Origin of the sequence: Nocardioides sp. cx-173 (assembly GCF_021117365.1) — a bacterium.
In the GTDB taxonomy this organism is placed as follows: domain Bacteria; phylum Actinomycetota; class Actinomycetes; order Propionibacteriales; family Nocardioidaceae; genus Nocardioides.
Genome location: NZ_CP088262.1, coordinates 1588376 through 1599978, shown reverse-complemented (window position 1 = coordinate 1599978; position 11603 = coordinate 1588376). Strand labels below are relative to the sequence as shown.

General features: G+C 70.8%; 9 protein-coding genes. 4 read left to right on the top strand and 5 right to left on the bottom strand.

The window, feature by feature from the left end:
• Positions 1-13 precede the first annotated feature (13 nt).
• Entirely contained in the window at positions 14-2023 is a 2010-nt protein-coding gene (locus LQ940_RS07720; RefSeq protein ID WP_231242417.1) for a PTS mannitol transporter subunit IICBA, read from the bottom strand.
• Between the two features lie 211 nt (positions 2024-2234).
• Here LQ940_RS07720 and LQ940_RS07715 point away from each other — a divergent pair, with 211 nt between their 5' ends.
• The gene (locus LQ940_RS07715; RefSeq protein WP_231242416.1) at positions 2235-3293 is read left to right on the top strand and encodes a zinc-dependent dehydrogenase; all 1059 of its coding nucleotides are present in this window, start codon (positions 2235-2237) and stop codon (positions 3291-3293) included.
• A gap of 180 nt (positions 3294-3473) precedes the next feature.
• Here LQ940_RS07715 and LQ940_RS07710 read toward each other — a convergent pair whose 3' ends face one another.
• On the bottom strand, positions 3474-5087 hold the full coding sequence (locus LQ940_RS07710; protein ID WP_231242415.1) for a M4 family metallopeptidase: 1614 nt from the start codon (positions 5085-5087) through the stop codon (positions 3474-3476).
• A gap of 157 nt (positions 5088-5244) precedes the next feature.
• On the bottom strand, positions 5245-5988 hold the full coding sequence (dapB, locus tag LQ940_RS07705; protein WP_231242476.1) for a 4-hydroxy-tetrahydrodipicolinate reductase: 744 nt from the start codon (positions 5986-5988) through the stop codon (positions 5245-5247).
• 91 nt (positions 5989-6079) lie between these two features.
• Here dapB and LQ940_RS07700 point away from each other — a divergent pair, with 91 nt between their 5' ends.
• The 3 genes from LQ940_RS07700 (at position 6080) to LQ940_RS07690 (ending at position 7823) form a co-directional block, all read left to right on the top strand.
• Entirely contained in the window at positions 6080-6595 is a 516-nt protein-coding gene (locus LQ940_RS07700) for a class I SAM-dependent methyltransferase (protein WP_231242414.1), read from the top strand.
• A gap of 86 nt (positions 6596-6681) precedes the next feature.
• Positions 6682-7290 (top strand): transposase, encoded by a 609-nt coding sequence (locus LQ940_RS07695; protein WP_231242413.1) that lies wholly within the window; start codon positions 6682-6684, stop codon positions 7288-7290.
• Complete coding sequence (locus LQ940_RS07690) at positions 7287-7823, top strand: hypothetical protein (RefSeq protein WP_231242412.1); 537 nt, start codon at positions 7287-7289, stop codon at positions 7821-7823. Before LQ940_RS07695 ends, LQ940_RS07690 begins: the two co-directional genes overlap by 4 nt.
• Positions 7824-7945: 122 nt before the next feature.
• On the opposite strand, the gene LQ940_RS07685 is transcribed toward LQ940_RS07690, so the two are convergent.
• Complete coding sequence (locus LQ940_RS07685; RefSeq protein ID WP_231242411.1) at positions 7946-9217, bottom strand: M16 family metallopeptidase; 1272 nt, start codon at positions 9215-9217, stop codon at positions 7946-7948.
• A gap of 113 nt (positions 9218-9330) precedes the next feature.
• Positions 9331-11553, bottom strand: a complete 2223-nt coding sequence (locus LQ940_RS07680; RefSeq protein ID WP_231242410.1) for a polyribonucleotide nucleotidyltransferase — start codon at positions 11551-11553, stop codon at positions 9331-9333.
• Between the last annotated feature and the right edge of the window lie 50 nt (positions 11554-11603).

Genomic DNA, 11603 nt, shown 5'->3' with positions numbered 1-11603 from the left:
GGCACCGACCAGGTCACACCGGCTGCACCGCCCCGAGGACCTCCTGGACCTCGTCGGCGCTCGTGGCCGCCTCCAGGCGGGCCACCCGCTCGGAGTCCAAGAAGACCTCCGCGATCTGTCCCAGCAGCTTGAGGTGGTCGTCGCCCTGCGCCGCGATGCCGATGACGAACTTGACCTCCTTGTTCTTCCACTGCACCCCGTCGGAGTAGCGCACGAACGAGATCGCGCTCCGCTTGATCGCGGGCTTGGCCTCGTTGGTGCCGTGCGGGATCGCGAGCAGGTTGCCCATGTAGGTGGACACCGACTGCTCGCGCTCGTGCATGGCGTCGACGTACGACGGCTCCACGGCGCCGGCGGCCACCAACAGCTCACCGGCGCGGGTGATCGCCTCCTCGCGCGTCCCCGACCCCGCGTCCAGCACGATCGACTCCGGCGACAGCAGCCCGCCGACACCGGCGGAGGCGGCGGCCGAGGAGGCCTCCGGCTCGGCGGCCGCCGATCCCCCACTCTCGCCGGACTCCTCGACCAGCTGCACGATCTCGTCGTAACGCGGGCTGTTCATGAAGTTCTCGACCGAGACGTGGATCGCCGACCCGGTCTTGAGCCGCGCCCGCTCGGTGAGGTCCTGGTGCGTGACCACGAGGTCGTAGTCGTCGGTGAGGTTCGAGATCGCCTTGTTGACGACCGTGACCTCGGGGTGCCCGGCTGCCTGGATCTTCTTGCGCAGCACCGACGCACCCATCGCCGAGGACCCCATGCCGGCGTCGCAGGCGAACACGATGGAGGTGATGGGGCCGGTGCGGTCCGCGTCGCGACGCGTCAGCATCCCGGCCACCGACGACTTCTTGCCCTTGTTGGCCTCCATCGCAGCCGTGGCCGCGCCCAGGTCGCCCTCGTCGACGCTGCGGTCGATCTTGAGCAGGAACGAGGCCACCAGGAAGGACACAGCGGCCGCGACGACCACCGACAGCGTCACGCCGACCAGGCTGCTGGGCGGCGACGACGTCCAGACCGCGATGATCGATCCGGGCGATGCCGGAGACCGCAGGCCGGAGTCGAAGGCGACGTTGACCGCGACGCCGGACATGCCGCCGGCGATGACGGCCAGCACCAGGATCGGCTTCATCAGAACGTAGGGGAAGTAGATCTCGTGGATGCCGCCGACGAACTGGATGAGGATCGCGCCAGGGGCGGACGCCTTGGCGACTCCCTTGCCGAAGACGGCGAACGCGAGGAGCAGACCCAGTCCGGGGCCGGGGTTGGCCTCGAGCATGAACAGGATCGACTGACCGGTGTCCTTAGCCTCGGTCGTGCCGAGAGGGGTGAGAATGCCCTGGTTGATCGCGTTGTTGAGGAAGAGGATCTTGGCCGGCTCGATGAAGATCGAGGTCAGGGGCAGCAGGTTGTTGTCGACGAGGGTGTTGACGACGTTGGAGGCCAGCTTGCTGAACTCCTCAACGAAGGGGCCGGCGAGGACGAAGCCGATGACGGCGAGGAAGCCGCCCCAGATGCCGGCGGAGAAGTTGTTGACGAGCATCTCGAAGCCGGGGCGGATCTTGTGCGACCACAGGGCGTCGAGGCGCTTCATGGACCAGCCCGCAAGGGGGCCCATCACCATGGCGCCCAGGAACATCGGCACCGAGGCACCGGCGATGGCGCCCATGGTGGCGATTGCGCCGACGACACCACCGCGGATGTTGTCGTCGTACATCATCCGGCCGCCGGTGTAGCCGATGAGCAACGGCAGCAGGTAGGTGATCATCGGGCCGACGATGCCGGTGCCGTCGGCGCCGGAGCCCCAGGCCCCGAGGTCCTCCACGAAGCCGTAGCCGCCCTCGTAGCCGAAGACGTCCTTGCCGATCAAGGTGATCCAGCCGGTCTCGATGAACAGAGCGGTGATCAGGCCCCAGGCGATGAACGCGCCGATGTTGGGCAGAACCATGTTGGACAGGAACGTGCCGAAGCGCTGAACCTGGGTGCGAAGCCCGCCGCTGGCGGACCCCGTGGTGGCGGTGCTGGTCATCGAGCTCTCCCTTGAGCGGGCTGGGGCTGAGTCATCGGCGTGTGACACCGATCACGATCTTCGAATGCCTTTGTATCTCCTCAACTTCACGTCCGTCAAGAGCCTAAACCCACACACTCAGTATCAAACCCACAAATGCGGTAGTATCCATGGTCACATCACGCGCGGTCGGCAGAGGCCGGCCACCCCCTGACCCCCAGCTGGAGGACGAATGAAGGCCCTGAGGTTCTACGCCCCCGAGGACGTGCGCATCGAGGACGTCGAGGAGCCCACGTGCGGGCCCGACGAGATCAAGCTCAAGGTCAAGAACTGCTCGACCTGCGGCACCGATGTGAAGATCCTCCACAACGGCCACCAGAACCTCACGCCCCCGCGCACCATCGGGCACGAGATCGCCGGCGAGGTCGTCGAGGTCGGGGCCGACGTGCAGGCGACGTACGGCGGCGACTGGCAGGTCGGCGACCGCGCCCAGGTGATCGCGGCGGTGCCGTGCGGCGAGTGCTACGAGTGCCAGAAGGGCTGGATGGCGGTCTGCCAGAACCAGACCTCGGTCGGCTACCAGTACGACGGCGGGTTCGCCGAGTACATGATCGTCCCGAAGCAGGTGCTCAAGGTGGACGGCCTCAACCGGATCCCCGACAACGTCGGCTACGACGAGGCGTCGGCGGCCGAGCCCTTCGCGTGCGCGATCAACGCCCAGGAGCTGCTCGGCATCGAGGCCGGCGACACCGTCGTCGTCTTCGGCGCCGGCCCGATCGGCTGCATGCACATCCGCATCGCGCGCGGCGTCCACCAGGCCGGCAAGGTCTTCCTCATCGACGTCAACGCCGACCGCCTCGCGATGTCGGCCGAAGCCGTTCAGCCCGACGAGGTCATCAACGGCGCCGAGGTCGACGTCGTCGAGCGGGTCATGGAGCTCACTGGCGGCCGGGGCGCGGACGTCATCATCACCGCGACCGCAGCCAACGTCACCCAGGAGCAGGCCATCGCGATGGCCGCGCGCAACGGGCGGATCTCGTTCTTCGGCGGCCTGCCCAAGACCGACCCGACCATCACCTGCGACTCCAACGTCGTGCACTACCGCCAGCTGCACATCCACGGCGCCAACGGCTCCGCCCCCGAGCACAACAAGCGCGCCCTGGAGTACATCTCCACCGGCCAGGTCCCCGTCAAGGACCTGATCACCGAGCACATCCCCCTCGACCGGGTCCTCGACGCCTTCGACATCGTCCAGCGCGGCGCCGCGATCAAGGTCACCGTCGAGCCGTAGCGCCGACGTACGGAGGGGAGTTTCACCGGGTGCCCGGTGAAACTCCCGGCTCCCCCACGAAGCTTCATACGGGCAGCGTGAGATTCACCGGGTGCCCGGTGAATCTTGTCTACCCGTGGGACGACGAGAAGGGCCCGTGCCGGTTCCGTCCGGCACGGGCCCCTTCCCCTTGGGAGACGGTCAGCTCACGCTGACGGCGCTCCAGGCCGAGGCGACGGCGGTGTGCTGCGCGCTACCGGCGCCGTACAGGTCCGCGGCCGCGCTGAGCGTGGCGGTGCGGGCCTGCGCATAGGTGGTGCCGGAGGTCATGTAGACGTCCAGCGCCCGGAACCAGATCCTCTGGGCCGCGTCGCGGCCGATGCCGGTGACCGTCGTGCCGTTGCAGGTCGAGGAGCTGTGGGCGACGCCGCCGATGATCTTCGCGCCAGAGCCCTCGGCCAGCAGATAGAAGAAGTGGTTGCCGACGCCCGAGGAGTAGTGGACGTCGAGGTTCTTGGTGTTGGCGCTCCAGCAGTTGGGTGAGCTGCCGTCGGCGATCGGGTTGTCCATGCGGCGCAGGCCCTGGTGGCCGGCGAGGTCGAACTCCTCGCCGACCAGGTAGTCGGCCGGGTCGGCGGCGTTGGCGGCGTAGAACTCCACCATCGTCCCGAAGATGTCGGAGGTGGCCTCGTTGAGGCCGCCGGACTCGCCGGAGTAGGTGAGCCCGGCCGTGTTCTCCGTGACCCCGTGGCTCATCTCGTGGCCCGCGACGTCGAGCGAGACCAGCGGGCCGAACTCGACGCCGTCGCCGTCGCCGTACGTCATCTTGGTGCCGTCCCAGAAGGCGTTGACGTAGCCCTTGCCGTAGTGGACGCGGCTGGGCGCGCCCGTGCCGTCGCCGAAGATGCCGTTGCGAGCGTGCACCTGCTTGAAGTAGTCGAAGGTGACGGCGCCGCCGTAGTGGGCGTCGACGGCGGCCGACTCGCGGTCGGCGCTGGTGCCGTTGCCGAACGACGTATCGGGGCTGGAGTACGCGACGCCGTTGCTGCAGCCGGCCCCGAGGACCTGGCACAGGATGGAGTCCTGCCTGTTCTGCATGTCGGTGGTCTTGGCGTTGCCGCGAGTCGGGTCGGTCAGGGTGTAGGCCGAGCCGGACCGCGCCACCTGGATCGGCACGGCGCCGCTGTAGAGCGACTGCCCGGAGCCGTCCACGGTCTGGATGCGCTCCTCGCGCCGAAGGACCTGGCCGCTGCGGGCGTCGACGTACGTCGCCAGCCGGCTCGGGGTGCCGTCCGCGTGGCGGCCCAGCGTGGTGACCTCCCAGGCCAGGCGCGGCGTGGCGACGAGCGCATCGACGACCAGCCGCGGAGCCCTGTCGCCGGCGCGGAGGTTGCGGATGCCCTTCAGTGCGCCGGCGGCGCTCAGGGCCCGCTCCTGCGCGGTCGTACCGGCCACTGCGGGGGTGGTGGCGAGCTCCAGCGGAGCGGCGAGGGTCTGGCTGACCCCCTCCCAGCCGGCGGCCGGGCCGCGGTGGACGACGAGGTCGCCGCCGAGCACCGGGAGACCCGAGTAGGTGCGCTCCAGGCGCACGTGGGTGCTCCCGTCGGGATCCACCACGGTGCCGCCGGGCAGGAACTCCTGCCCGGCCGACGAGCGTGCCGCGGTGGGGTGCTGGGCCAGCGCCGCCAGGGCTCCGGTGACGGGGTGCTGGCGGTCGGCGGCCAAGGTGGGGGCGCCGGCGGCCGAGGTGGCCTGGGCGCCGAGGGTGCCGGCCGCGAGCACCGCCGCGACGGCGAGTCCGAGTGACGTGCGCATTCTGGTCCTCTCTGCGACGTACCGGAGTGGCCGTCCCTGCGAAAGACCCTGGCGCACCGGGCGGCCGGGCGCACCGGTGCGGTGGGTGCACGTGTGTGCACTGCACAAACCTGCAGAAACGGTCGCGTCGGCCTGGCGGCGCGAGCCGTGGGCCGGATCAGTCCAGGTCGAGGAGGTGCTCGAGCCCGACGGTCAGCCCGGGGCGGCTCCGGATCTGGCGGACGCCGGTGAGCACCCCGGGCGTGAAGGAGGTCCGGTCCATCGAGTCGTGCCGGATCGTGAGCGTCTCCCCCACGCCGCCCAGGAGCACCTCCTGGTGCGCCACGAGCCCCCGTAGCCGCAGGCCGTGCACGCGGATGCCGTCGACGTCGGCCCCCCGAGCCCCGTCCAGTGCGGTGCTCGTGGCGTCGGGCGGTGCGGGGAGGCCCGCCTCGCGGCGTACGGCCGCGATCAGCTCCGCCGTACGGCGTGCGGTCCCCGACGGCGCGTCAGCCTTGTCGGGGTGGTGGAGCTCGACGATCTCGACCGACTCGTAGAAGGGTGCGGCGACGGCGGCGAAGCGCATCATCAGGATCGCGCCGATGGAGAAGTTGGGGGCGATCAGGACACCCACGTCGGGCACGTCGTCGAGCAGGTCGCGCAGCACGCCGAGCCGCGTTTCGTCGAACCCGGTGGTGCCGACCACGGCGTGCAGGCCGTGGCGGATGCAGTAGGCGAGGTTGTCCATCACGACGTCGGGGTGGGTGAAGTCGACGACGACCTCGGCGCCCCGCTCGACCAGGGTCTCGATGTCGTCACCCTGGTCCACGGCGGCGACCAGCTCGGCGTCGTCCGCCGCCTCGACGGCCGCGCAGACCTCGGCGCCAACCTTTCCCCGCGCGCCGAGCACGCCCACCTTGATCCTCGCCACCGGAGCAATCTAGCGCGACACCGAGGCCTCGAGGTGGCCCCGTCCCTGCACGCGGGCGCCTGCGTCTGGCAGGCTGGTGCCCATGGCGGCGAACACGATCCCGGCCCGCATCCGTTGGGCAGTGGAGTTCATGGACGTTCAGCCGGCTGACCACGTCCTGGAGATCGGGTGTGGTCCCGGCGCGGCGGCGGAGCTCATCTGCGCGAAGCTCGAGAGCGGCAAGCTCTTCGCCATCGACCGCTCGGAGTCCGGCGTCGACCGCACGAAGCGGCGCAACGCCGCCCATGTCGAGTCCGGACGGCTCACGGTCCGCCAGATCGACCTGGCCACTCTGCGGGTCCCGGTCAAGCGGCTGACCAAGGTGTTCGCCTTCAACGTGAACCTGTTCTGGGTGCGCGACTGCGCCGACGAGGTGGCGCTGTTGCACGAGCGCGTGGTCCCCGGCGGCGCGGTGTACCTGTTCTACGAGGCCAGCAGGCCCGAGGAGGTGCCGCGGGTGCTCGAGCGGGCGTCCGCCGCCTTGGCCCAGGGTGGGTTCCGGGTGTCGGTCATCGACAACAAGCAGCCCGCGGTCATCGGCATCATCGGCCGCCGATAAGGCAAGAGCCTTATGATTGCTCGACATTAGGTTGCTGCCTAATGTAGGGTGCTCATCAGGCGACAGCCAGATCGGAGGTGGGGCGGATGCTTGCGGTCCTCACCGCCGACCAGCAGGGCAGCCGCAGTGGCCCCGACCTGGTGCCGGCCACCCTCGGGCAGCTCGCCCGGCTCCCCCAGCTGCGCGGCTTCGAGCGCACCGCCGGTGACGAGTTCCAAGGCGTCCTGGACGACCCGGCCGCCCTGGCGGCCGCCCTCGAGATGCTGCTGCGCGCCGGCGCGTGGAATATCGGGGTGGGCTTCGGGGCGGTCGACCTGCCCCTGCCGCCCTCGACCCGGGCCGGCTCCGGAGCGGCCTTCGTACACGCCCGGGAGGCCGTCACCGCGGCCAAGTCCAGCCCCTGGCACCTGCGCGTCGTCGACGGCACGGGCGCCGGTCCGGCCCGTGCTCTCGAGACGACCTTGTGGCTGTGGGCTGCGGTGCTCGCACGGCGCACCGCCCGCGGCTGGGAGGTCGCCGACCTCGTGGACGCCCAGGGTCTCTCCTACGAGGAGGCCGGGCGGCGCCTCGGCATCACCCAGTCGGCCGTGAGCCAGCGCGCGCAGCCGGCCGGCATCGTCGAGGGGCGGCGCGCCCGCGAGCTCGTCACCTACCTCGCCGGCCAGCTCATCGACCCGACAGGAGCCACCCCATGACCCCCGACGAGACCGGCGCCCTCGTGCTCGCCCTGCTCGCGGCGGGCGCCGTCGCGGCCGCCTGGGGCTGGACGCCCGCCGGCCGCAGCATCTGGCCACCGGCCTCCCTCGCCGTGCTGGCCGCCGCGCTGGCGACCGCCGTACCCGCCGAGCTGGAGGGGGAGACGCCCGTGGCCGTGGGCGTGGCCCTGGCCGGGCTCCTGGCGATCGCGGGCGGCGGCCCCGTCACCGCGTGGGTGTTCGCGTTCGTGGACCGCCAGGGCGGCACGGGCGCGCAGAGCATGCAGCAGGCCGAGGAGGTCCTGCGCGGCGGCGCCTGGATCGGCGGCCTCGAGCGCGCGGCCGTCGCCGCCAGCCTGATGGCCGGGTGGCCCGAGGGCGTCGCGATCTCGCTCGCCCTCAAGGGCCTGGGCCGCTACCCCGAGCTGCGCAACCAGGAGAACACCGGCACCGCCGAGCGCTTCATCATCGGCACGTTCACCAGCGTGCTCTGGGCCTCCGCCTGCGCCGGCGTCGTACTGCTGGCGACCTAGCCGCGGCGCGGCGCGGCGCGGCGCGGCGCGGCGATGGAGGTTCTGGGCCAGAACTGGCGCTTCTGGCCCAGAGTTCCGCCCCAGAACGTCAGGGTTATCAGCATCTGCTGATAACCCTGCCCCTACGCCGGCCCCACCACCGCAAGCACCTCCGGCCGGGCGAAGACCTCGGCGGCGATGGCGCGGACGTCGTCGAGCGTGACGGCCTCGATGCGGGCGAGGACCTCGTCGATGCCGAGCAGCTCGTCGTGGACGAGCTCGGCCTTGCCCAGGCGAGACATCCGGGAGCCGGAGTCCTCCAGGCCGAGGACCAGGCCGCCGCGAAGCTGGCCCTTGCCCCGGGCGAGCTCGTCGGCGGAGATGCCCTCGGCGGCCACCTTGGCCAGCTCGCTGCGCACGACCGCGAGAACCTCGTCGAGCTTGGACGGCAGGCAGCCGACCGAGACACCGACGACGCCGGAGTCGGCGTAGTTGCTGGCGAAGGAGAAGACCGAGTAGGCCAGGCCGCGGCGCTCGCGCACCTCCTGGAAGAGCCGGCTCGAGGTGCCGCCGCCCAGGGCGGTGTTGAGCACGGCGAGCGAGAAGCGGCGCTCGTCGCTGCGGGGCAGGCCCTGCATGCCGAGGACCAGGTTGACCTGCTCGAAGGGCCGCACGGCCGTGACCGCGCCCGCCCGCACCTTGGTCGTACGGCGTGAGGTGCGCGGCGGCGCGGGGGGCGCGTCCCTGCTCAGGAAGTCGTTGCGCCCGAACGAGCGTCGGATCTGGCGCACGACCGTGGCGTGGTCGAGGTTGCCGGCGACCGCGACGACCATGTTGGGGGCGCGGTAGTGGCGCCGGTAGAAGCGCAGGATCTGGGCGCGGGTCAGTGCCTCGATCGACTCGACGGAGCCGGCGATCGGCCGGCCCAGCGGCGTACCGCTCCCCCACGCCTGCTCGGCGAAGAGGTTGTGGACGACGTCGTCGGGGTCGTCGTCGTGCATGGCGATCTCGTCGAGGATCACGTCGCGCTCGGCCTCGACGTCCTCGTCGGTGATCCGCGAGCTGGTGATCATGTCGCCGAGCACGTCGACGGCCAGCGGCAGGTCCTCGTCGAGCACGCGCGCGTGGAAGCAGGTGTACTCCTTGGCGGTGAACGCGTTGAACTCGCCGCCGACCGCGTCCAGCGCGATGGAGATGTCCAGCGCGGAGCGCTCGGGAGTGCCCTTGAACAGCAGGTGCTCGAGGAAGTGCGAGGCGCCGTGCAGCTTCGCGGTCTCGTCACGCGAGCCGATGCCGACCCAGACGCCGATGCTGGCCGACCGGGCTCCGGCGAGCTGCTCGGTGACGACGCGCAGCCCGCCGGGCAGGACGGTACGGCGTACGCGCGAGGTCACCTGCCCGTCGGCGTCGCGCACCGTCTGCAGGGTGCGGGTCGAGCCGACCGGCTGCGCGCCGGCGGCCCTCCCCGCACCCCGAGAAGGCGTCGACCCGCCCGAGGAGCTCGGGCGGGTCGACTGTGGAGCGTCGGTCACTCGGCGTCCGCGGTCTCGGCGGTCGCCTCGGCGGCGTCCTCCTCGACCACGGGGATGAGCGACAGCTTGCCGCGGTCGTCGACCTCGGCGATCTCGACCTGGACCTTCTGGCCCACCGACAGGACGTCCTCGACGGCCTCGACGCGCTTGCCGCCGGCCAGGCCACGCAGCTTGCTGATGTGCAGCAGGCCGTCCTTGCCGGGCATCAGCGAGACGAACGCACCGAAGTTGGTCGTCTTGACGACCGTGCCGAGGTAGCGCTCGCCGACCTCGGGCATGGTCGGGTTGGCGATCGCGTTGACGGCCTGGCGGGCGGCCTCGGCGGCCTCGCCGTTGGTCGCACCGATGTAGATCGTGCCGTCGTCCTCGATGGACAGCGACGCGCCGGTGTCGTCCTGGATCTGGTTGATCACCTTGCCCTTCGGGCCGATGACCTCGCCGATCTTGTCGACGGGGATGCGCACCGTGATGATGCGCGGCGCGTGCACCGACATCTCCTCCGGGACGCTGATCTCCTCGTTCATGACCGCGAGGATGGCCGTGCGGGCCTCCTTGGCCTGGTTCAGCGCGGCGGCCAGGACCTCGGCGGGGATGCCGTCGAGCTTGGTGTCGAGCTGGAGCGCGGTCACGAAGTCCGGGGTGCCGGCGACCTTGAAGTCCATGTCGCCCATCGCGTCCTCGGCACCGAGGATGTCGGTCAGCGCGACGTACTCGGTCTTGCCGTCGACCTCACCGGAGATGAGGCCCATCGCGATGCCGGCGACGGGGGCCCGCAGCGGGACACCGGCCTGCAGCAGCGACAGGGTCGAGGCGCAGACCGAGCCCATCGAGGTGGAGCCGTTGGAGCCCATGGCCTCCGAGAGCTGGCGGATCGCGTAGGGGAACTCCTCACGCGTCGGCAGCACCGGCAGCAGCGCGCGGCGCGCGAGCGCACCGTGGCCGACCTCGCGACGCTTGGGCGAGCCCACGCGGCCGGTCTCGCCGGTGGAGAACGGCGGGAAGATGTACTTGTGCATGTAGCGGCGCGTCTTCTCCGGGGAGAGCGTGTCCAGCTTCTGCTCCAGGGTCAGCATGTTCAGCGTGGTGACACCCAGGATCTGGGTCTCGCCGCGCTCGAACAGGGCCGAGCCGTGAACGCGCGGGATCACGCCGACCTCGGCGTGCAGCGGACGGATGTCGGCGAGGCCGCGGCCGTCCATGCGGATCTTGTCGCGCAGCACGCGCTCGCGCATGAGGGACTTCGTGACCGCCTTGAACGCGGCCCCGATCTCCTTCTCGCGACCCTCGAACTGGGCGCCGAGCTGGTCGAGAAGCGAGGCCTTGACGGCGTCGAGAGCGGCCTCGCGCTCGAGCTTGTCGGCGATGACCAGCGCGGAGCCGGCGCCCTCGGAGGCGGCGGCGGCGACGGCGTCGTAGACGTCGTCCTCGAAGTCGAGGAAGACCGGGAAGTCCTGGACCGGCTTGGCGGCCTCCTTGGCCAGCTCGGCCTGGGCGTCGCACAGCTGCTTGATGAAGGGCTTCGCGGCGTCGAGGCCACCGGCCACGACCTCCTCGGTCGGCGCCTGCACGCCGCCCTGGACCAGGGTCCAGGTCTGCTCGGTGGCCTCGGCCTCGACCATCATGATCGCGACGTCGCCGGTCTCGGTGACGCGGCCGGCGACGACCATGTCGAAGACGGCGTTCTCGAGCTGGCTGTGGCTCGGGAAGGCGACCCACTGGCCCTCGATGAGGGCGACGCGGACGCCGCCGACCGGGCCGGAGAACGGCAGGCCGGAGAGCTGGGTGGACAGCGACGCGGCGTTGATCGCCAGGACGTCGTACGGCGCGTCGGGGTTGAGCGCCATCACGGTGATGACGACCTGGACCTCGTTGCGCAGGCCCTTCTTGAACGTCGGGCGCAGCGGACGGTCGATGAGGCGGCAGGTGAGGATCGCGTCCTCGCCGGGACGGCCCTCGCTGCGGAAGAACGAGCCGGGGATCTGGCCCGCGGCGTACATCCGCTCCTCGACGTCGATCGTCAGGGGGAAGAAGTCGAAGTGGTCCTTGGGATGCTTGCCGGCCGTGGTGGCCGAGAGCAGCATGGTGTCGTCGTCGAGGTAGGCGGTCACCGAGCCGGCGGCCTGGCGGGCGAGGAGCCCGGTCTCGAACTTGACGGTGCGGGTGCCGAACTTGCCGTTGTCGAGAACGGTCTCGACGGCGGAGATGACGGGTTCTGTCACGTGGGATCTTTCTGTTCGCGGTGCGATCCGCGACTGCGCGCACGATGCCC